Annotated in this window: 4 protein-coding genes; 1 reads left to right on the top strand and 3 read right to left on the bottom strand. The window is 71.8% G+C overall.

Going from position 1 to position 23,972, the window contains the following annotated elements:
• Window positions 1-44: 44 nt before the first annotated feature.
• The 3 genes from NQK81_RS30200 to NQK81_RS30190 are packed head-to-tail and all read right to left on the bottom strand — an operon-like array spanning window position 45 to window position 11,780.
• On the bottom strand, window positions 45-3,962 hold the full coding sequence (locus NQK81_RS30200) for a type I polyketide synthase (protein WP_257484190.1): 3,918 nt from the start codon (window positions 3,960-3,962) through the stop codon (window positions 45-47).
• 2 nt (window positions 3,963-3,964) lie between these two features.
• Window positions 3,965-10,471, bottom strand: coding sequence for an SDR family NAD(P)-dependent oxidoreductase (locus NQK81_RS30195; protein ID WP_443092889.1), 6,507 nt, complete (start codon window positions 10,469-10,471; stop codon window positions 3,965-3,967).
• A 31-nt stretch (window positions 10,472-10,502) separates the two neighbouring features.
• A complete protein-coding gene (locus tag NQK81_RS30190) occupies window positions 10,503-11,780 on the bottom strand; it encodes a cytochrome P450 (protein WP_257484188.1) in 1,278 nt (425 codons plus the stop codon).
• Between the two features lie 181 nt (window positions 11,781-11,961).
• Between NQK81_RS30190 and NQK81_RS30185 the strand changes: the two genes are divergently transcribed.
• Window positions 11,962-23,958, top strand: a complete 11,997-nt coding sequence (locus NQK81_RS30185) for a type I polyketide synthase (protein ID WP_257484187.1) — start codon at window positions 11,962-11,964, stop codon at window positions 23,956-23,958.
• Window positions 23,959-23,972 lie beyond the last annotated feature (14 nt).

Below are 23,972 nucleotides of genomic sequence, written 5' to 3'. Positions count from 1 at the left end.
CCTTCACCGCATCCCATGCGGTGAAGGGCCCTTTCGGCCGTTCGTCAGCGATCCCCGAAGAGCTCCGTCAGCCAGTCGTGCAGCGCGGCCGCCGCCGCGTCCGCGTGCTCGGTGAGCAGCGTGTAGTGGTTGCCGGGCAGATCGACGGTCCGCGCGCCGAGCGCGTCCGGGAACTGGTCGTCCGCGGTGAAGGCCGGCAGCCCCGGCAGGGATTCCGCGGCCCGCAGATGCAGGGTCGGCGTGCGGATCGGGACCGGCTCCCAGGTGTCGAACAGCGTGACGTACCGGCCCATCGCGCCGAGCTGGCTCGCCATCGAACCGGTTTTCCCGCCACCGAAGAGTTCCTGCCGCCCGGCCTGTTCCTGCATGAACCGCCCGCGTACCTCGTTGCGGTCCGAAGCGGGCAGGTAGATGTCCACGAGCACGACGGCGTCGGCGGGGCGGCCCTCCGCCTCCAGATACTCCGCGAAGGCCCGCGCGACCCAGCCGCCCGCCGAGTAACCGACCAGCACCAGCGGCCCGGTGCCGACATGTTCGTCGAGCGCGCGGCGCTGCGCTTCGAACAGGCTGGGCAGGTCGGGCGGCAGCGGCTGGCCGTCGGTGAACCCCGGCGGCCACATCGTCCACATGTCACGGGGCCGCTGCATCGCGGGAGCGATGAACGAATACGCGGCGTCGGTGATCGGCGAGACCGGCGGCACCGCGCAGACCAGCGCGGGGCCGCCCGAACCGACGGCCAGCCGCGAGATCCCCACCAGGGCCGCCGTGTCCGTCTCTTCGTCGAACGAAGCCCGCAGCAGTCCGGCCATCCTGGCCAGGCCCATCGCGTCGTGCGGCCGTCCCTGCCCGACCCCTCGCAGGTAAAGCGAAACCAGACTGTCCGAATCGGATTCGTCCGATGTGGACACAGTGGATCCGCTCTCGGGCACCTCGTCCGACAGGAACTCCGCCAGCTCCTCGACCGTCGGGTAGTTGAGCACGTCGGTCAGCTGGAGGTCGACGCCGGTCGCGGCCGCGAGCCGGTTGCGCAACTCCACGGCGGTGAGCGATTCGAAACCGAGGTCGCGGAAGGTGTCGTCCAGCGGGACCTCACGCCCCCGCGGGTACTTCAGCACCGCGGCGACATGTCCGCGGACCAGCCGGACCAGCCGTTCCCGCCGCTCCTCCGGCGACAGCGCGGCCAGGTCGGTGTCCGGTTCGGCGTGCTCCTCCCCGGCCGTGCCGTCCCCGAACTCGGGCAGGACCGGATCGAGCCAGTACCGGTCGCGCTGGAACCGGTAGGGCGGCAGATCCACCCGGCTCGCCCCGCTGCCCTCGAAAACGACCCGCCAGTCCACCTCGACCCCGGCGACGTGGGCTTCGGCGAGGGCGCGCAGGAAGCGGTCCGGACCGCCTTCGCCACGTTGCAGCGTCCCGAGCACGGAGGCGGTCGCGCCGCTCGCGTCCAGGGTCTCGCGCATCGCGCCGGCGAGCACCGGATGCGGGCTCACCTCCAGCAGCACCCGGTGACCGTCGCGCAGCAGCGCGGTGGTCACCTCGTCGAACCGGACCGTTTCCCGCAGGCCTCGGTACCAGTACCCGGCGTCCAGCGGTTCGCCGTCGAGCCACCGGCCCGTCCGGCCGGAGACGAACGGCAGCACCGGGTCGGCGGGCACCAGCGGCGCCAGTTCGCGCAGGACGGTGTCCCTGATCCGCTCGACATGATCCGAATGCGACGCGTAGTCAACCGGGACGCGACGCGCCCGCACGCCTCGCTCCCCGCACTTTTCGAGCAGCTCCGTCAGCGCGCCCGGGGTACCGGAGACCACTGTGGACAGTGCGCCGTTCACCGCGGCGACGGTGAGCCCGCCCGCTTCGCCGTCGATCAGTTCGGCCGTCGCTTCGGCGCCGAGAGCGACCGAGACCATCCCGCCGGTTCCCGACAGCGCCGTCAGCGCACGGCTGCGCAGCGCGGCCACGCGCATGGCGTCGGAAAGACTCAGGCCACCGGCGATCCAGGCCGCCGGGATCTCGCCCTGCGAGTGACCGGCGACGGCGGACGGCTCCACACCGTGCTGCCGCCAGAGCCGGGCGAGCGAGATCATCACGGCCGCCAGCACGGGCTGGACGACGTCGACGCGATCGAGTGACGGCGCGCCCTCGGCCTGGCGCAGGACGTCGACCAGGGACCAGTCGACGAACGGCGTCAACGCCTTCTCGCACTCGACGATCTGATCGGCGAACACCGGTGAAGCGTCGAGCAGGCCCACCGCCATGCCTTGCCATTGGGCGCCCTGGCCCGGGCAGACGAACACCACACCGGCGTCCGGGATCGCGGTGCCTTCGACCACGAACGGCGACGGTTCCCCAGAGGCGAGCGCCGAAAGGCCGGAGACGAGTTCCTCGCGATCGGCGCCCAGCACTACCGCGCGGTGCCGGTGATGGGTTCGCGTCGTGGCGAGCGAACACGCGACGTCGGCCGGGTCCGCGTCACCGAGTTCGTCGAGCAGCTTCTTCGCCTGGACCGCGACCCCGGCCGCCGTGGCCGCGGAAACCGCCCACGGCAGCAACGGCGGAGGAGCGCCGGCTCCGGCCTCCTCCGGTGACTCGCCCTGTTCGAGAATGAGATGCGCGTTCGTTCCGCTCATCCCGAACGACGAGACCGCGGCGCGGCGGGGACGGCCGGTCTCCGGCCAGGGAACGGTTTCGGTGGTCAGGCCGATCCCACCGCCTTCCCAGTCGACGTGCGGCGTTGGCCGGTCGAGATGCGGCAACGGGGGCACGAGACCGTGACGCATCGCCATGAGCATCTTGAGCACGCCGGCGATCCCGGCGGCGGCCTGGGTGTGCCCGACGTTGGCCTTGGCCGAACCGACGAGCACCGGCTCGGCACGACCCTTCCCGTAGGTGGCCTGCAGCGCCTGTGCCTCGATCGGATCGCCCAGTTTCGTGCCCGTGCCGTGGGCTTCGAGCACGTCGACGTCCTGTGTGGACAGTCCGGCGTCGGCGAGCGCGTCGGTGATCACCCGTTGCTGCGCCCGCCCGCTCGGCGCGGTGAGACCGTTGGAGGCCCCGTCCTGGTTGACCGCCGACCCCTTGAGCACGGCGAGCACCCGGTGCCCGTTGCGCCGCGCGTCGGAGAGCTTCTCCAGGACGACGATCCCGGCGCCTTCCGCCCAGGCGGTGCCGTCCGCGGCGGCGGCGAACGGTTTGCACCGGCCATCGGGTGCGAGGCCGCGCTGCTGGGAGAACTCGATGAACCGGATCGGGCTCGGGATGAGGGTCGCGCCACCGGCGAGCGCGAGGTCGCATTCGCCGTTCCGCAGCGACCGGGCGGCCAGGTGCATCGCCACGAGCGAGGACGAACACGCCGTGTCCAGGGTGATCGCCGGGCCCTCGAAACCGAAGAGATACGACACCCGCCCGGAGGCGACACTGGCCGCGTTGGCGATCGAGACCTGCCCGACCAGATCGACCGGCACCTCCTCCACCCGGGAGGCGTAATCGCCCCCGACCAGCCCGGTGAACACCCCGGTCCGGCTGCCGCGAAGCCGCGCCGGATCGACCCCGGCGGACTCGAGCGCGTGCCAGGAGACCTCCAGCAACAGCCGGTGCTGTGGGTCCATCACCAGCGCTTCCCGCGGCGAGACGCCGAAGAATCCCGCGTCGAACTCCGTCGCCGATTCGATGAACCCACCGTGGCGGACATACGACTTCCCCGGCGCCTCGGGGTCGGGATCGTAGATCTCCGCCAGGTTCCAGCCTCGATCGGCGGGGAACTCCGAGATCAGGTCCCGTCCCTCGGCGAACACCTCCCACAGCTGTTCGACCGATTCGACCCCGCCCGGGAACCGGCAGCCGGCGCCCACGATCACCACCGGGTCGGCCTCGGCGTTTTCAAGGCGGTTCAACCGCTTCTTGGTCTCGTACAGCTCCGCCGTCACCCGCTTGAAGTACTCGACGAGCTTCGGGTCATCGGACATGGCTAGGCCCCCACGGTTTCGTCGTCGTCACTGGCACGGCCGAACTCCCGGTCGACGAAGTCGAACAATTCGTCGACGGAGGCGGACCGCAGCGTGTCCTCCGCGTCGCCGGAACTCTCGCCTTCCAGCTGCGTCAGCAGGGCTCGCACACGCGCGCTCAGCGTCGGGCGCACTTCGGCGTCCTCGTCCAGCTCGGCGACAGTTCGTTCCAAAGCGGTCAGCTGAGCAAGAGCGGGCGAAGGCGCCGGAGCGGCGGGAGCGCCGGAGTCGGCGATTTCCGTGCCGAGGTATCCGGCCAGGGCGTTCGCCGTCGGATGGTCGAAAACGAGCGTCGGCGGCAATCTGAGGCCCGTGGCCGCGGTGAGCCGGTTGCGGAGCTCGACCGAGGTCAGGGAGTCGAAACCCAGTTCGCGGAAGGGGGTTTCGGTGGGCACCTCGTCGCCCGACGCGTAGCCGAGGACGGCCGCCAGGTGACTTCGCACGAGGGACACCAGCTGCCGTTCGCGCTGGGCCTCCGGCAGCGAACCCAACCTCCGGATGAGCGCGTCGGGTGCCTCGGTGGGCGTGTCCTGGCGGCGACCGGCCGCCACCCGCCGGGCGGAGCCGCGGACGACGTCCCGCAGCAACGGCGGGATGCCGTCGCCCAGCCCGGAAATCGTGCCGAGGTCGAGCCCGAGCGGCGCGAGCAGCGCCCGATCCGACTCCTGCGCCGCGTCCCAGAGCGCGAGGCCCTGCTTCGCGGTCAGCCCGCGGACACCGGTTCGCCCCATCCGGGCCCAGTCCGCCGCGCTGAGCCCGCCCGCCATCCCACCGCGTTCGGCGGAATCGTCGCCCGGCGCCCAGAGCCCCCAGGCGAGCGAGGTGCCGGGGAGTCCGGTGTCCCGCCGCCAGTTCATCAGCGCGTCGGCGAAGGAGTTCGCGGCGGCGTAGGCGCCCTGACCCGCGGCCCCGAAGATGCCGGCCGCGGAGGAGAAGCAGACGAAAGCGGCGAGGTCGAGGTCCTTGGTGAGTTCGTGCAGATGCCAGGTCCCGTCGAGTTTCGGCCGGAGGGTGGCGTCGAGCTGCTCGCCGGTCAGCGCGGCGACGACGCCGTCCGCGAGCACCCCGGCCGCGTGCACGACCGCGGTGAGCGGGTGTTCCGGCGGCACGGCGGCCAGCGCGGCTTCGACGTCGCCCCGGTCGGCGACGTCACCCTTGACCACCGTGACCTCGGCACCGAGGCCGGACAGCTTCGCGATCAACTCTCCGACGCCGGGTGTGCCGTCGCCGCGGCGGCTGAGCAGCGTCAGGTGCCGCGCGCCCCGGCGTGCGAGGTGCTCGGCGATCAGGCCGCCGAGCCAGCCCGTGCCGCCGGTGATCAGGATCGTGCCGTCGGGTTCGGGTTTGCGCGGCACGGTGAGGACCACCTTGCCGACGTGCTTCGCCTGGCTGACGTGCCTGAGCGCCTCTCCCGCGCGCCGGAGGTCGTAAGCGCGGCGCGGCGGCAGGGTGAGCACGCCGCGGCCGAACAACGCGGAGACCTCGTCCAGCATCTCCCGGACCCGGTCTTCGCCCGCGGAGGCGACCAGGTCGTAGGAGTGGTAGCGGACGCCGGGATGGGCAGCGGCCACCGCTTCGGGATCGCGGACGTCGGCCTTCCCGATCTCCAGGAACCGTCCTCCCGGAGCGAGCAGGCGCAACGACGCCTCCAGGAACTCACCGGTCAGCGAATTCAGCACCACGTCGACGCCCCGGCCGCCGGTCGTCTCCCGGAACCGGGTTTCGAACTCGACCGTCCGCGAGGAAGCGATATGCGCGTCGTCCAGCCCGAGCCCCCGCAGCGTGTCCCATTTGCCTTCACTGGCCGTGGCGAACACCTCCGCCCCGAGATGCTTCGCGAGCTGGATCGCCGCGATGCCGACACCGCCCGCGCCCGAATGGATCAGCACGGACTCGCCTCGCCGGAGCCCGGCGAGATCGGTGAGGCCGTAGTACGCGGTGAGGAACGTGATCGGCACGGAAGCCGCGGCTTCGTACGACCAGTCCTGGAGAATCGGCGCGATCAGCCGGTGATCGGTGACCGCCACCGGCCCCATCGCGCCGGTGAACACGCCGAACACGGGGTCGCCGGGGCTGAGATCGGATACGCCGTCGCCTGTTTCCAGGACCACCCCGGCGGCTTCCGCTCCCGGTACCGCTTTCCCGGGATACATGCCGAGGGCGACCAGGACGTCGCGGAAGTTGACCCCCGCGGCCCGGATCCCGACCCGGACGTCCAGCGGCCCGAGCGGTCCGAGCACCTCCGGACAAGGCAGGAGCGCCAGGTTGTCCAGCGTGCCGTGCCCGGTGCTGTCGAGGCGCCATGCCGGTTCCGCCGGGACCGGCAGGAGCCCGTCCGCCGCGACCGGATGCAGCCGCGGGATCAGGGCCGTCCCGGCCCGCACGGCGATCTGCGCTTCGCCGGTCGCGAGCGCGACAGTGATCGCGTCGTCGACCGGTCCGTCGGTGTCCAGCAGCACGATCCGGCCTGGATGCTCCGCTTGGGCCGACCGCGCGACGCCCCAGATCCCGGCGATCGTCAGATCGATCCGGTCCCCGGCCACCGCGGCGACGGCCCCTCGGGTGGAAAGCACCAGTTTCGCGTCGGCGAACCGCTCCTCGGCGAGCCAGGCGCGCAGCACTTCGGTCACCTCCGTCAGCGCCTCCCTGGCCGACGGCACCACCAAACCGTCCTTTGTGGACAGCGGGACGACCACGGTCTCCGGGACCGGACCGCCCGCGGCGATCAGCGCGGCGAGCCCGGCGGATCCCGAATCGAGCAGGACATGCCCGCCGGCACCCGCCGCGGCCTGCCCGCTCGCGGGCACCCAGTCCAGCCCGTACAGGGAGTCGTCCACATCCGGCGCGCCGAGAGCCGACCGCTCGGCGACCGGCCGCCACGCGAGGTTCTCGATCGTGGCCACCGGCGCGCCCGCGCCGTCGGCGAGGGTCAGTGCCACATGCCCGTCGGCGCCGGTGACCCGCACCCGCAGCATCGACGCCCCCGCCGCGTGCAGGGTCAGCCCGGACCAGGCGAACGGCATGCTGCCGGAGCCCTGGTTGATCGAATCCAGGAACGGGCCGAGCCCGACGGCCTGGAGCGCGGCGTCGAGCAGGGCCGGATGCAGGCCGTACCCGTCGGTCAGCGACCGGTCCCCGGGCAGTTCGATCTCCGCGAACAGCTCCGCGTCCCCGCGCAGCCAGACTTTCCGCAGACCGCGGAACACCCCTTCGTACCCGAACGCCAGCACGACCTCCGGGTCGTCGTAATAGCCGCCATCGAAAGGAATCGGCTCCGCACCCGCGGGAGGCCATTCGGTCAGCCCGTCGCCGGCGGGCGCGGTGCGGGCCCCCACCAGCCCGGCGGCATGGGAACGCCAGCCCCCGACATCGGCGCCATCAGGCCGGGAAAACACCCGGACCGGACGGCTGCCGGAGTCCAGCGGTTCACCGACCAGCACCTGGATCCGCACCCCGCCCTCGTCCGGCAGGGTCAGCGGGGTCTCCATCGTGAGCTCTTCGATCACGTCGCAGCCGACCTGTTCGCCGGCGGACAGCGCGAGTTCCACGAACGCCGTGCCCGGCAGGATCACGGTGTCGTGGGCGCGGTGGCCTGCCAGCCAGGGCTGTGCCCGCAACGAGATCCGGCCGGTGAGCACGACACCGCCGCCGTCGGCGAGGGTCAGCGCGGCACCCAGCAGCGGATGCCCCGACGGGAGCAGACCCGCCGCCTGGACGTCGGCGGTGTCCGCGTCCGGCGCGATCCAGTAGTGCTCGCGCTGGAAGGCGTAGGTCGGCAGTTCGACGGGCGAGGACGCGACGGGAGCGAGGACCGCCGCCCAATCCACCGGCACCCCTCGGGCATGCAGCGCGCCTACCGCCCGCAGGACGGCTTCGGCCTCGTCACGGTCGGTGCGCACGGCCGGGACGGCGACCATTCCGGGTTCACCGACGGCGGGCACCATCGCGGAGAGGACCGCGGCCGGGCCGAGCTCCAGCAGGGTGGTGATCTTCGCTTCCCGCAGGGTGGCCAGGCCGTCGTGGAACCGGACGGCCGCCCTCGCGTGCTCGACCCAGTACCGGGGAGACGCCAACAGCTCCGCCGTCGCCGGTTCCCCGGTCACGTCGGACACGATCGGGATGGACGGCGGATGGTAGGTGAGTTCGCCGAGCAGGGCTTCGAATTCGGCGAGCATCGGCTCCATCCGCGGAGAATGGAAGGCGTGGCTGACGCGGAGCCGCTTGGTCCGGCGCCCACGGCCTTCCCAAAGCCGTTCGAGACCGGCCAGCGCGTCCTCGTCCCCGGACAGCACCACGGACTCCGCGGTGTTGATCGCCGCGATCGAGACCCGGTCCTCCAGGCCGGCCAGATCGGGCAGTACCTCCGCTTCGGTCGCGTCCACCGAGACCATCGCCCCGCCCTCGGGCAACGCCTGCATCAGGCGTCCCCTGGCGGCGATCACCCGGCAGGCATCGGGCAGGGACCAGACGCCGGCGACGTGCGCGGCGGCGATCTCGCCGACCGAATGCCCGAGCAGCTGATCCGGGCGCACCCCCCACGACTCGACGAGCCGGAACAGGGCGATTTCGAAGGCGAACAACGCGGGCTGGGTGAATTCGGTGCGGTACAGCGGTTCCGCTTCCGCCGAGCCGGTTTCGGCGAACATGATCTCGCGCAGCGGCCGGGGCAGGTGCTTGTCGAGTTCGGCGCAGACGGCGTCGAGCGCGGCGGCGAACACGGGGTACTCGGCCGCGAGCCGGTGTCCCATCCCCGGCCGCTGCGCCCCTTGCCCGGTGAACAAGAAGGCGAGTGAACCGTTGCCGGTCACGTCTTCGACGATGGCGCCGTTCGTGGTGCCGTCCGCGTAGGCCTTCAGCGCGACGGCGAAGTCTTCGGCGGTCCTGCCGAACGCCACCGCCCGGTGCCGGAAGCCGACCCTCGTGCTGGTCAGCGCGCCCGCGATGTCGGCGGGAGCGTGGTCTTCGGCGAAGGATGCCAACCGGGCCGCCTGACCACGCAGCGCCGCCCCGGACTTGGCGGAGATCACCCACGGCAGCACCGGAAGCGACCCGGTCGCCGCCACCGGGGAGACTTCCCGGGCAGGCGCCTCCTCGATCAGCAGATGGGCGTTGGTCCCACTGATGCCGAAGGAGGACACACCACCTCGCCGCGGTGTCGTCGTTTCCGGCCACGGCACCGGTTCGGTGAGCAGTTCGACCGCACCCTTCGTCCAGTCCACTTTGGACGAGGGGGCGTCGACGTGCAGGGTCTTGGGCAGTTCACCGTGCCGCATGGCCATGATCAGCTTGATCGCGCCTGCGACCCCCGCCGCGCCCTGGGTGTGCCCGATGTTCGACTTCAGCGAACCGAGCCGCAGCGGACGCTCCGGCGACCGGTCCTTGCCGTAGGTCGCGATCAGCGCGTTCGCCTCGATCGGATCGCCGAGGGTGGTGCCGGTGCCATGCGCGTCCACCACGTCGACGTCCTGTGTGGACAGTCCGGCGTCGGCGAGCGCGGCCCGGATCACCCGCTGCTGCGCGGGCCCGCTCGGCGCGGAGAGACCATTGCTCGTCCCGTCCTGGTTCACCGCGGAACCCCGCAGCAGCGCCAGCACCGGATGCCCGGCGCGACGCGCGTCGGACAGTCGTTCGAGCAGGAGGAGACCGGCGCCCTCGGCCCAGATCGCCCCGTCCGCGCCGTCGGCGAAGGATTTGCACCTGGCGTCGATCGAGGTCACGCCCTGGCCGCAGAACTCGGTGAAGGTGTCCGGCGTGGCCATCACGGTGATCCCGCCGGCCAGCGCCATCCCGCACGCGCCCTCGCGCAGCGCGCGAATGGCTTCGTGGATCGCCACCAGCGAAGAGGAACAGGCGGTGTCGACGGTCACCGCCGGCCCTTCCAACCCGAAGCAGTAGGAGATCCGCCCCGAGATGACACTCGAACTGTTCCCGGTGATGCCGTGCGGCGAGTACTCCTTCGAGCCCTTCCACACCAGCTCGTAGTCGTTCCCGGTGGAGCCGACGTAGACTCCGGTCCGGCTGCCGCGCAGTTCGTCCGGATCGATCCCGGCGGACTCCAGCGTCGCCCACGCGACCTCCAGCAGCACTCGCTGCTGAGGGTCCATCACGAGCGCTTCCCGAGGGGAGATGCCGAAGAAGCCGGCGTCGAAAAGCGCGGCGTCGTGCAGGAAACCGCCCTCGCGGACGTAGGAACGACCGGATCTTCCCGCGTCCGGGTCCGGGTCGTAGAGCTCGTCGAGATCCCAGTGCCGGTCGTCCGGGAACGGCGTGATCGCGTCGCCCCCGTCGCGGACCAGGTCCCACAGCCCGGCCGGGGAGTCGATGCCGCCGGGAAGGCGGCAGCCCATCCCCACGACGGCGATGGGCTCGTGCGCACGGCCCTCCACCTCGCGAAGCCTGTCCTGGGTACGCCGCAGTTCGGCCGTGACCTTCTTCAGGTACTGGCGGGTCTTGTCCTCTGTAGACATCAAAGCTCCAGTTTCGGTGTTGTCGCCGGAGGGCTCAGCGCGAGACGCGGACGGTCATCTTCCGCAGGCCGCGGACGACCACGTGGCGGCGGTATTCCAGCGAACCCTCGTCGACCTCGAAATCGGTGAAGCGTTCGGCGACGGCGCGGAAGGAGAGTTCGGCTTCGAGCTTGGTGAGACTGGAGCCGATGCAGAAATGCGGGCCCGCGCCGAAGGCCAGTTGCATGCGCTTGGTGGTGCGCGAGATCAGGAACCGGTCCGCCTCGGGGAATTCGGCTTCGTCCCGGTTGGCGGCGGCGAGCAGAAGGATCACCACGGTCCCGGCGTCGACGTCGAGCCCGGCGACCGTGGTCGGGCTCAGCGCGACCCTGGCGGTCAACTGGACGGGGGCGTCGTAGCGGAGCACCTCGTCGGCCATCGGCGCGGCCAGCGCCGGGTCGGCCCGCAGCAGTGCCAGCTGGTCGCGATTGCGGTGCAGGGCGAGGATCCCGTTCGAGATGAGGTTCGTGACCGACTCGTGCGCGGCGGCGAACAACGTGACGAGCACGTTCGTCACCTCGTGCCGGGCGAGGGTCTGCCCGCGGTCCTCCGTCCGGATGAGACTGGACACGAGGTCGTCGCCAGGGTCGCGGCGGCGTTTGAAGATCAGGTCGGCGAAATAGGCGTGCATCGACGCGCACGTGCGGTCGACCACGGCCAGTTCCTCCGGCGAAAGCAGGCCCAGCCGCCGGAACCCGGCGACCAGCGTGGGAAGCTCGGTCGCGAGCGCGAGGTCGTCCGACCACTCCTTGAGAACGTCCACATCGGACATCGGGACGTCGAGGAGCTCGCAGATGATCCTGATGGACAGCAGATTGGCGAAATCGCCGACCGCGTCGAATTCGGTCGCGTCGGCGATTTCCGAAAACAGTTCGTCGACGATGTTCTCGATCCACGGGCGGTAGCGCGCGGTGATCCTCGGCGTGAAGGCCTTCGAGATCAGCCGTCGCTGCCTGCCGTGGTCGCCACCGTCCATGAAGAAGATCGAGTCGAGAACCTGTTTCGCGCCGCTGTTCGGCACCAGGCCACGCAGGCCGGGCGAGTCCAAGGTGTCGTTGCCCATCGCGGGATTCCGCATCACGTCGAGACAACTCGCGTAGTCGCCGACGACCACCGTGCCGTCCGGCGTCACGAGCGGGCTCGCGGCCCGCAGCCTGGCCAGGGTCGGATGCGGATCGATCCGCATCGCCGGGTCCAGCAGCACGTGGAGCGGATTCCCCGGTTCCGCCACCCGTTCGCGTTCGTCGATCGAAGTCGTTCCGACGTCGGTCATTCTCAGCGCCCCCGGAGGTCGAGTCGATGGACGCCACTCTGCCCGCCGCGCCACCGGGGGCGCACCTCCGTCTTTGCTCCGCTGCCAGGCTCATGACCAGGTAATACCTCAGTTCTTCCGATGTGCCGGATGCGCCCGGAGAACTGGCTCGCGCTTCGGCGGCGGACGTAGTTTCGGAGCCATGTCCGCATATTCTGGTGGGGAAGTTTTCACGCGGTCCGGATCGGTCGCGATCGTCGGCATGGCCTGCCGGGTCGCGGGAGCGGTGGACGTTTCCGAGTTCTGGGACGTCCTGCGCGCGGCGAAGGACATGGTCACCGAGGTTCCCGGCGACCGCTGGGATTCCGGCGGTGCCGCCGCTTCGCGACATGGCTCGTTCATGGCGGACGTCGAGGAGTTCGACGCGGCGTTCTTCGGGGTGTCACCGCGCGAAGCGGCGGTGCTCGACCCGCAGCAGCGGCTCGCGCTCGAACTCGCCTGGGCGGCGATGGAAGACGCCCGCCTGGTCCCCGCCACGCTGCGCGGCCAGGACTGCGGCATGTTCCTCGGCGCGATGCGGGACGACTACGCGCGGCTGGCCCAGGAACTCGACGTGGCCACCCAGCACAGTTTCACCGGCCTCCAGCGCGGGCTGATCGCCAACCGGGTGTCCTACTTCGCCGGCCTGCGCGGTCCGAGTATCACCGTCGACAGTGGACAGTCCTCGTCCCTGGTCGCCGTGCACCTGGCCACGCGGAGCCTGCTCTCCGGCGAATCCACCATCGCGCTGGCGGGCGGGGTGAACCTGAACCTGGTCCCGGCGAGCGCGCGGGAGGCCGAGAAGTTCGGCGGCCTGTCCGCGAGCGGCCGCTGCCGCACCTTCGACGCGGCCGCGGACGGCTTCGTGCGGGGCGAAGGCGGCGGCATCGTCGTGCTCAAACCGCTGGACGCCGCGATCGCCGACGGCGACCGGATCTACGCGGTGATCGCCGGCAGCGCGGTCAACAACGACGGCGGCGGCGCCGGCCTCACCGTGCCCGACCGGGCAGCCCAGGAACAGGTACTGGCCCAGGCCCTCGAAAGCACCGGTCTCGCCCCGGACGACGTCGGCTACGTCGAACTGCACGGGACCGGGACCAAGGTCGGCGACCCGATCGAGGCCGCGGCACTGGGTGCCGTATACGGCCGTCACCGGTCGGCGCCGTTGCCCGTGGGGTCGGTGAAGACGAACCTCGGGCACCTCGAAGCCGCGGCGGGCGTGCTCGGGCTGATCAAGGCCACCCTCGCCGTCCACCACGGGGAAATCCCGCCCAGCCTGCACTTCCGCGAGCCGAATCCGCGGATTCCGCTGGAAGACTTGAAGTTGCGCGTCTGTACCGAAGCGACCGCCTGGGACGACGGCGAACGTGCCGCCGGTGTCACCTCGCTCGGGATGGGCGGCACGAACTGTCACGTCGTGCTCAGCGCGGCTCCGGAGACGGCGCCGCGCACCACCGTTACCGCTCCGCCGTCCGCGGCTTGCGTGGTTTCCGGCCGGACGCCGTCCGCGCTGCGCGCACAGGTCGCCAGGCTGAAGGCCCATCTCCTCACGCGCCCGGACCAGGACTTCGCGGAGATCGCCTGGTCGCTGGCCACCACGCGGACCGCCTTCGAGTACCGGGCCGCCGTCGTCGCGGGCGATCGGGCGGAGCTGCTGGCCGCGCTGGACGAGGTGGACACCGAGGTGCCGGAAGCCGATCCCGGCTGGTCCGCGGAGCTGCGGTTCGGCTCGGCGCCCGTCGACTTCGGCGATTCACCCGACGTGTTCCCGGCGTTCGCCACGGCGTTCGACGAAGCTCTCGCGCTCTTCGGCGACCGGAGCGGGGACCCGGCGGCCCGGACCTTCGCTTCCCAGGTCGCGACCCACCGGCTGCTGACCGCCTCGGGGATCGAGCCGGAATCCGTTTCCGGCGAGGGGATCGGCGGGTTCGCGGCGGCGTATGTCACCCGGACGATCCCGGCGGACGAGGTGGCCGAAGCGGTTCTCACCGCGCCTGAACGCGCGGGCGAACCCGTCGTGCTCCTTTCCTCAGGCGGGCGGGAAATCCCGCTCGGGCCTGGCGCCAGGGCCTTCCTCGCCGCGGTGGCTTCCGCGTACGTCGAAGGCGCTTCCGTGGACTGGACCGCGCTGTTCCCCGGCGGACGACCGGCGACCGTGGACCTTCCCGGTTACGCCTTCCAGCGCGAACGCCACTGGCTCGACACGCTCCCCTCCGCCGATGCGGCGTCCACAGTGGACATCGAGCACACGATCGCCGGGGCCGTGCTCGGCCACGCGGCGGCGGTGCTCGGACTCGACGACGGGGAAGGCACTTCCCCCGGCCGTCTGTTCACCGAGCTGGGCTTCGACTCGATCATGGGCGCGGAACTGGCCAGGCGGCTCACCGAGGCGCTGGGCGTGACCGTGCCCGAGACGGTGATCTTCGACCACCCCACCCCCGAAGAACTGATCCGCCACCTGGGTTCGCTGCTGTCCGGCGAGGAACAGGAGCGCCGTCCCCCCGCGACGGTGTCCGAGCCCGCCGAGGCCCACGAGCCGATCGCCATCATCGGCATGGCCTGCGCCTTCCCCGGCGGGGTGACCGATCCGGAAGGGCTCTGGCGGCTGGCGGCCGAAGGCACCGACGCGATCGGTGAACTCCCCCGCGACCGCGGCTGGGACGTCGACTCGCTCTACGACCCGGATCCGGGCAGGCAGGGGCACTCCGTCACCCGCAACGGCGGTTTCCTCTACGACGCGGCCGAATTCGACGCGGGGTTCTTCGGCATCTCACCGCGGGAGGCGCTGACCACCGACCCGCAGCAGCGCCTGCTGCTGTCCGCCGCCTGGGAAGCGTTCGAGGACGCCGGCATCGTTCCGGCGAGCCTGCGCGGCAGCCGTACCGCGGTGTTCGCCGGTGTCATGCATCACGACTACGCGCCGCGCGTGCACACCGTGCCGGACGGACTCGAAGGGCACCTGATCACCGGGAACACCTCCAGCGTGGTCTCCGGGCGACTGTCCTATGTGTTCGGTCTGCACGGCCCTTCGGTGACGGTGGACACGGCCTGCTCCTCGTCGCTCACCGCGCTCCATCTCGCGGCGCGATCACTACGCTCGGGGGACAGCGATCTGGCGCTCGCCGGCGGTGTCACCGTGATGGCGACCCCGGAGATGTTCGTCGAGTTCTCCCGCCTGCGGGGCCTCGCCCCGGACGGCCGCTGCAAGTCCTTCTCCACGTCGGCGGACGGCACCGCGTGGGCGGAAGGCGTCGGTGTGCTCGTGGTCGAGCGGCTCTCCGACGCACGACGGAACGGACACCGCGTACTCGCCCTGCTGCGGGGCTCGGCGGTCAACTCCGACGGCGCTTCGAACGGGCTCTCCGCGCCGAGCGGCCCGGCGCAGGAGCGGGTGATCCTGGACGCGCTCGCCGACGCGGGTCTTCGTGCCTCGGACGTGGACGCCGTCGAGGCGCACGGCACGGGCACCACCCTCGGCGACCCGATCGAGGCACAGGCGCTGCTCGCCACCTACGGCCAGGCACGCCCGGCGGGCCGTCCGCTGCTGCTCGGTTCGCTCAAGTCGAACCTCGGCCACGCCCAGGCCGCGGCCGGCGTCGGCGGCGTGATCAAGATGGTCCAGGCGATGCGGCACGGAATACTGCCGAAACTGCTGCACCTGGACGAGCCGACCCGGCACGTGGACTGGTCGGCGGGCCGGGTCGAACTGCTCGCGGAGCACACGCCGTGGCCGGACACCGGCCGCAAGCGCCGTGCCGCGGTGTCGTCGTTCGGGATCAGCGGGACCAACGCCCACGTAGTACTCGAAGAGGCCCCGGACGAGCCCGGAACGGCCGCGCGGACCGCTCCGGTGGTACCGCTGATGCTTTCGGCGACCGGCGAAGAAGCGCTGAAGGACCAAGCGGGACGGCTTCGCGACCGCCTCGAAGCCGACCCCGCGCTCGACGTCTACGACGCCGGTTTCACCTTGGCGGGCGCGAGGACCCGTTTCGCTCATCGGGCGGCCGTGGTGGGAAGCGATCGCGAGGAACTCCTCCGCGGTCTCACCGCGCTCGCCGCCGGGGAGTCGGCGGCGGAGGTCCTCACCGGTGCGGACAAGGCCGATCCGCGGCCGGTGTTCGTGTTCCCCGGCCAGGGCAGCCAATGGGTCGGGATGGCCAAGGAACTGCTGGACACCAGCCCGGTGTTCGCCGAACGCATGGCGGACTGCGGACGGGCGCTCGAACCACACGTGGACTGGCTCCTGCCGGAGGCGCTGGCCGACAAGGCCGCGCTGGACCGGGTCGACGTCGTCCAGCCGGTGCTGTGGGCGGTGATGGTCTCGATCGCCGCGCTGTGGGAGTCGCACGGGGTGCGGCCCGCCGCCGTCGTCGGCCATTCGCAAGGCGAGATCGCGGCGGCGACCGCGGCGGGCGCATTGTCCCTTGAGGACGGCGCGCGAGTGGTCGCGTTGCGCAGCAAGGCGATCCGGGCGATCTCCGGCCGCGGCGGGATGCTTTCGGTGGCACTGCCGCGGGCGGAGGCCGGGCGGAGGATCGAGCGCTGGGACGGCCGGGTGTCGATCGCGGCGGCGAACGGGCCGTCGGCGACGGTGCTCTCGGGCGATCCGGCCGCGCTGGACGAATTGGCCGCGGAACTCGGCGAAGCGGGCGTCCGGGTCAGGCGGCTTCCGGTCGACTACGCGTCCCATTCCGCCCATGTCGAGGAACTCCACGCTCCGCTGCTCGAACTGCTCGCGGAACTGGCTCCGCGATCGAGCGACGTACCGTTCCACTCGACGCTGACCGGCGGCCTGATCGACACCGCCGTCCTGGACGCGGGGTACTGGTACCGGAACCTCCGGAACCCGGTCGAGTTCGACCGGGTGATCCGGGCGCTGGCGGACGAAGGACACGCGCTGTTCGTCGAATGCAGCCCGCATCCCGTGCTCACCGTGGGACTCCAGGAAATCCTGGACGAGTCCGCGCGGGAGGGTGTCGCGCTGGGTTCCTTGAGGCGGGGCGAAGGCGGCCTCCCCCGCTTCCGGCGCTCGCTCGCCGAAGCGGCGGTGCACGGCGCCGAAGTCGAGTGGGACACCGTCTTCCCCGGGGGCAGGCTCGTGTCGTTGCCCGCCTATGCCTTCCAGACGGAGCGTTTCTGGCTCACGCCCTCCACAGGGGCCGCCGGGTCGGCGTCGCTGGGTCTGCGGGACGCGGGCCATCCCCTGCTCGGCGCCATGGTGACCCTCGCGGACGGCGACGGATCGCTGTGGACCGGCAGGCTTTCGCTGTCGGCCCATCCTTGGCTGGCCGACCACGCCGTGAACGGCACGGTTCTCCTGCCCGGAGCGGCCTTCGTGGAGCTGGCTTTGCACGCCGGTGACCGGATCGGCTGCCGCCGGGTGGACGAGCTGGCCTTGGAGAGCCCGCTGATCATCCCGGCCGACGGCGCCGTCGAAATCCAGCTCGCGGTCACCGCGGGCGAACCAGGACGACGAAGCTTCACCGTCCACTCGCGGCCCGCGGATTCCGACGGCGAATCGGGCTGGGTCCGCCACGCCACCGGGTCCCTAGCCACTCCCACCGCACCCGCGCGGGATCCGCGAGAGTGGCCGCCGCCGGGAGCGGAACCCGTCGACCTCGACGGCTCCTACGCGCGCCTCGCCGACATCGGTTACGAATACGGTCCCGCTTTCCAGGGACTTCGCGCCTTGTGGCGGCTCGGCGAGGAGCTGTACGCGGAGGTCGCGCTGCCGGGCGAATCGACTGAAGGATTCGGCATCCACCCCGCGCTGCTCGACGCTTCCCTGCACGCGATCCTCGCCGGCCGGACGGGCGACGACACCGTCCGGCTTCCCTTCGCCTGGACGTCGGTCGATCTTCACGCCACCGGCTCGACCTTCCTCCGGGTGCACGTCACCCCGGCTGGAGACGACGCGGTCACCCTGACCCTGTCCGACGGGGCGGGCGATCCCGTCGCGACGATCGGATCGCTCACCCTCCGGCAGGTCGACCTCGCCAAGCTCGCCGGGCCGCGGGTGAATCGCACCCTGCTGCGGGTGGACTGGATCCCGGCTCCGGAGGCACAGGCGGAGGCCCCCTCTTTCGCCGTCTTCGACGATCTGGCCGCGCTGCGCGCTTCACTCGCCGACGGCGGGGCACTGCCCGATCTCGTCGGTGTCCATTGTGGACCCGAAGACTCCTCGGTGGATCCGCGCGCCGTCACGATCGAGGCATTGGACCTGGTGCGGGACTGGATCACCGACGAGGCCTTCAGCGACGCGAAGCTCCTCGTGCTCACCCGGCGGGCGATCGCCACCACCGCGGACGACCCGCCGGAAACCACCGGTTCGCCGGTGTGGGGACTGGTCCGCGCCGCACAGTCGGAAGCACCGGATCGCGTGCTGATCGCCGACCTCGACCACGACAGCACCCCGGAACAGGCGCTCGCCGCGGGAGAACCGCAGTCGGCGGTCCGCGGCGGCCGGGTGCTCGTGCCCCGGCTCGTCAGGGCGACCGAACCCACCGAGCAGCGGGAAAGGCCGTTCGATCCCGACGGGACGGTGCTCGTCACCGGCGGCGTCGGCAGCCTCGGCAGGCTGATCGCCCGGCATCTCGTCGCCGAACACGGGGTACGTCACCTGCTGCTCACCGGCCGCCGCGGCCTGGACACCGAAGGCGCCGCGGAACTGGTCGCCGAGCTGACCCGGTCGGGTGCGCGGGTGACGGTGACCGCCTGCGACGTCGCCGACCGCGACCGGCTGGCCGGGGTGCTCGGCGCCGTCCCCGCCGAACACCCGCTGACCGCGATCGTCCACGCCGCCGGCGTACTGGACGACGGAACGGTCGAATCGCTCACCGAGTCCAATGTGGACACCGTATTCCGGCCGAAGGTCGACGGCGCGCGGAATCTGCACGAGCTCACCGAGGGGCTGGACCTCGCCGCGTTCGTGCTGTTCTCCTCGATCGCGGGCATCATCGGCAACGCCGGCCAGGCGAACTACGCGGCGGCGAACAGCTACCTCGACGCCCTCGCCCACCGTCGCCGCGCGCTCGGCCTGCCCGCGACGTCGCTCGCCTGGGGGCTGTGGGCGCTCGACACGGGGATGACCGGGCATCTGTCCGAGACCGACGTCGCCCGGATGGCCCGCCGCGGCCTGCTTCCGCTGTCCACCGACCAGGGGCTCGCGGCGTTCGACGCCGCGCTCACCGGCGGCCCCGCCCTGCTGGTCCCCGCGCGCCTCGACGTCACCGCCCTGCGCGACCAGCGTTCGCCGCTGTTCTCCGCACTTGCCGCGCCCTCTCGGCGCGTGGCGGCCGCCACCCGGGAAACGGGCGCGGCCGGGCCCTCGTTGCCGCCGGAGCGGGACGACAAGGCGATGAACGAACTCGTCCGCCGTACCGTCGCGGCGGTACTCGGCCACACCACGAAGGACTCGGTGGTGAGCGACCGGGCGTTCCAGGACCTCGGTTTCGACTCCCTCACCGGCCTCGAACTGCGTAACAGGCTCGGGGAGGCGGTCGGGCTGCGGCTGCCCGCGACCCTGGTCTTCGACCATCCGACCCCCGGCGCGCTGGCCGAGTACCTCGCGGGCAGGTTCTGGGGCGAGGGCGCACCGCGAGCCGCCGAGAGCACTCCCGCGCCGGTCCGCGCCGTCGACGACGACCCCATCGTGATCGTCGGCGCGGGCTGCCGGTACCCGGGCGGGGTGGAATCCGCGAAGGACCTGTGGGAGGTGTTCGCCCAGGGCCGCGACGTGATTTCGGAGTTCCCCGCCGACCGGGGCTGGGATCTGGGCGGGATCTACGACCCGGATCCCGAGACACCGGGCAAGTCCTACGTCCGGCACGGCGGATTCCTCACCACGGCGACGGAATTCGACGCGGAGTTCTTCGGGCTGTCGCCGCGTGAGGCGCTCGTGATGGATCCTCAGCACCGGTTGCTCCTCGAGGTCTCCTGGCACGCGCTGGAATCGGCGGGGATCGATCCGGCCGCGCTGCGCGGCAGCCGGACCGGTGTCTTCACCGGCATCATGGGCGGGGACTACGCGCTCCCGCTCGCCGAGCTGCCGGAAGACCTCGTCGGCCAGGTGTCGGTGGCCAACGCCGGCAGTGTCGCCTCCGGCCGGGTGTCGTACGTGTTCGGCTTCGAGGGGCCGGCGATCACCCTGGACACGGCGTGTTCGTCCTCGCTGGTGGCGATGCACCTGGCCGCCCAGTCCCTGCGTAACGGGGAGAGCGAACTCGCCCTCGCCGGTGGCGCCACGGTGATGGCCACCCCGAAGCTGTTCGTGGAGTTCTCCGAGCAACGCGGCCTCGCCCCGGACGGGCGGTGCAAGCCTTTCTCCGCCGACGCCGACGGCACCGCCTGGGCCGAGGGCGCCGGGATCGTCGTCCTGGAGAAGCTGTCGGACGCCCGGCGCAACGGCCACCCCGTCCTGGCGATCCTCAAGGGCTCCGCGATCAACTCCGACGGCGCGTCCAACGGGCTCACCGCGCCGAGCGGGCGGGCACAGCAGCGCGTCATCACCGGCGCCCTCGCCGACGCCGGACTGTCCACACAGGACATAGACGTGGTCGAAGCGCACGGCACCGGGACAACCCTCGGCGACCCCATCGAGGCGGGAGCGCTGCAAGCCACCTACGGGCAGGACAGGCGTTCCCCGTTGCTCGTCGGTTCCGCGAAGGCCAACCTCGGCCACGCCCAGGCCGCCGCGGGAATCGCGGGCGTCCTCAAGATGATCGAGGCGATGCGCCACGGCACCCTGCCCGGGCTGCTCCACGACCGGCCCAGCACCCACCTCGACTGGAACGACGGCGGAATCGCGCTGATCACCGAACCGACGCCCTGGCCGGAGACGGACCGGCCGCGCCGCGCCGCCGTGTCCGCGTTCGGGATCAGCGGCACCAACGCGCACGTCATCCTGGAACAGCCCGAGCCGGAAGCCGCCGAACCCGCCCCTGTGCAAAGGGGGCCGCTGGTCCCCTGGCTCCTCTCCGCGGCCTCGCCCGGCGCGCTGACGGAACAGGCGCGGCGGCTGGCGCGGCACGTCACGCCCGGCGGCGACGCGCTCGACCTGGCCCGATCCCTGGCCACGACGCGGACCCGGCACCGTTACCGCGCGGCGGTGCTCGGCCGTGAAACCGCCGATCTGGTGACCGCGCTGACCGGTGCCGGACCGGCGGCCGTCCTGTTCACCGGCGAGGTCGCCGACGGGCCGGTCGCGCTGGTCTTCCCCGGTCAGGGCAGTCAGTACCCGGGTATGGCGAGCCGGCTGCGCGAGGACCTGCCCGGCTTCGCGGAGGCTTTCGACGAGGTCTGCGCGGAACTGGACCCGCACCTGGAACGCCCGCTCGCGGACATCGTGTTCGCCGCGCCGGGCACCCCGGAGGCGGCGCTGCTGGATCGCACCGACTTCACCCAGCCCGCCGTCTTCGCCGTCGAAGTGGCCGTGTTCCGGGTGCTGACCGGATTCGGGGTACGGCCGGGGCTGCTCGCCGGGCATTCGGTCGGCGAGGTCGCCGCCGCGTACGCCGCGGGGGTGTTCTCGCTTCCGGACGCCGCCGCGCTGGTGGCCGCCCGAGGGCGGCTGATGCAAGCCCTGCCGGGCGGTGCGATGGCCGCCTTGCGCACGACCGAGCACGAGCTGGAGGACCTGCTCGCGAACCACCCTGGCCGGGTCGGGATCGCGGCCGTGAACGGTCCCGGCTCCGTGGTCGTCTCCGGTGACGAGGACGCCGTCCTGGCCCTGTCGGCGACCGTCACCGCGGCCGGCGGCCGGGCGACGCGGCTCGCGGTGAGCCACGCGTTCCACTCGCCGCATATGGATCCGATGCTGGCCGGCTTCCGGCGGATCCTGGACACGCTGGACTTCCGCCCGGCGGAGGTGCCGATCGTCTCGTGCGTGACCGGGGAACGGCTCGAAGCGTCCGAAGCGAGCACCCCGGAGTACTGGGTACGGCACGCCAGGGAAACCGTCCGGTTCGGCGACGCCTTGCGCGTGATCGCCGCCGAAGGCGCCCACACCGTCGTCGAGACCGGCCCCGGCAACGCCCTCACCACGCTGGGACAGCAGGCTCTCGCCGACCATCCGATCGAACTCGTGTCCTGTCTCCGGCGCGGCCGGAACGAGACCGAGATGCTGGGCGCCGCGCTCGCGACGCTGTACACGCGAGGGGCCGACGTGGACTTCTCACCGTGGTACGAGGGCGGCCGCCGGGTGGATCTGCCCGGCTACGCCTTCCAGCGCAGGCGTTACTGGATCCATCGACGACAGTCCACGACGGACTCTTTGGCGGGCGAACCCGTGTGGCGGCTCAGGAACGCCGGGGTGCACCCGCTGCCGACCGGCGCCTGGCTGGTGATCGCCCCGCCGGGAGAAGACCTCGACGAACGGGTCGCCAAGGCGGACCGGGCATTGACCGAACGCGGCTGCGCGGTGCGGATCGTCCGGCACACCGGCTCCGACGGCTGGACGGACCGGCTCGCGGAGCACGCGGCGACCGCCCCTGGCGGGATCCTGTGGCTGGCGGGCGCCCGTGACACGACTGGTGTCGCGGCGACGGCGGACGTGCTCGCGCTCGTCCAAGCCCTGGAACGGACCTCGATCGAGGCGGCGGTCTGGGCGGTGACCACCGGCGCGGTCGCGATCGGCCCCGCCGACCCGCCGCCGGACCCCTGGCAGGCGGGCGTCTGGGGGCTCGGCCGGGTGGTCGCGCTCGAAGCCCCGCACCGCTGGGGAGGGCTCATCGACCTGCCGCCGGAACCCGACGACGCCGGCTGGGCACATCTCTGCGAGGCGCTGACCTGTGACGACGGCGAAGACCACTTCGCGGTGCGGGCGAGCGGGCTCCACGTGCGACGGTTGAGGGCGCTCGAATTCCCGGAGACCGGGGCCGGCTGGCGGCCATCGGGCACGGTCCTGGTCACCGGCGGGCTCGGTGCGCTGGGCAAGCGGGTCGCCCGATGGCTGGCCGGACACGGCACACCGCATCTGGTCCTCGCCGGCCGTCGTGGCGCGGAGACGCCGGGAGCCGAAGAACTGCGCGCCGAACTGACCGCGCTCGGTGCCACCGTGACGATCGCCGCCTGCGACGTCGCCGATCGGGAGGCACTGCGAGCCCTGCTCGCCGAGCATCCGGTGACCGGTGTCGTGCACGCGGCCGGGCTACTCGACGACGGCGTACTGGACGCCCAGTCCGCGCGACGGCTGGAGACGGTCTTCGAGGCGAAGGCCGGCGCCGCCTGGCATCTGCACGAACTGACCAGGGACCTGCCGCTCGAACAGTTCGTCCTGTTCTCCTCGATGGCGGGCACCTTCGGCGCTCCCGGTCAGGCCAACTACGCCGCGGCGAACGCCGCCGTCGACGCGATCGCCCAGCACCGGGCGGCACTCGGGCTGCCCGCCACCGCGGTGGCTTGGGGACCGTGGGCGGACGAGGGCATGGGGACCGCGGTCCCCGGACAGGGTCAGCACGAAGGTGTGTCGGGCATGAGCGCGGAGACCGCGCTGGCGGCGCTGGACCGCGCGCTCGCCCGCCCGGTGGCCGTGCAGACGGTCGGCGACGTCGACTGGGCCAGGTTCGCCCCCGTCCACACCGCGACCCGGGCCAGCCGGGTGTTCGACGAACTGGTGGAGGGACGGCGGGCGAACACGACGACGGCGGCGCCGGAGACGTCCCTGCGGGACCGGCTCGCCGGGCTCTCGGCCGAAGAACGCCGGACCGCCCTGCTCGGCCTCGTGGTGCGCTCGGTCGCCGCGGTCTCCGGGCACGAGGACGACGCGATCGGTGTGCACCAGCCGTTCCGCGACCTCGGGATGGACTCGCTCGCCGCGATCCAGCTCCGCAACCGGCTCAACGCGGAGACCGGCCTCCGGCTCGCCACCACCGTCGTCTACGAACAGCCGACCCCGGCCGGTCTCGCCGCGCACCTCGACGAGTGCCTTGGTGACGACAGGGCGGACGCGACGCGGGCCGTGCTCGCGAAACTCCAGGAGCTCGAAACCACTCTGTCCACTGTAGACATCGATGCCGAGATAGCCGAGAGACTCGAAGCGATGGCGCTCAAGGCGCGCCCGGCCCTGCCCGGCGACGACGACCTCGACTCGGCGTCGGAAGACGAACTGTTCGACCTCATCGACGACGTCCTCGCCTTCGACGACGACGCGTCAGCCGCCTGAGAAAAGGAAAGCAG

It is taken from the genome of Amycolatopsis roodepoortensis, from assembly GCF_024628825.1.
Lineage (GTDB): Bacteria > Actinomycetota > Actinomycetes > Mycobacteriales > Pseudonocardiaceae > Amycolatopsis > Amycolatopsis roodepoortensis.
This window is presented reverse-complemented; position numbering and strand designations above follow the sequence as displayed.

Excerpts from the sequence above, each read along its gene's own strand:
- NQK81_RS30200 (WP_257484190.1), bottom strand. The coding sequence starts at position 3,962 with ATGTCCGATGACCCGAAGCTCGTCGAGTACTTCAAGCGGGTGACGGCG.
- NQK81_RS30190 (WP_257484188.1), bottom strand. The coding sequence starts at position 11,780 with ATGACCGACGTCGGAACGACTTCGATCGACGAACGCGAACGGGTGGCG.
- NQK81_RS30185 (WP_257484187.1), top strand. The coding sequence starts at position 11,962 with ATGTCCGCATATTCTGGTGGGGAAGTTTTCACGCGGTCCGGATCGGTC.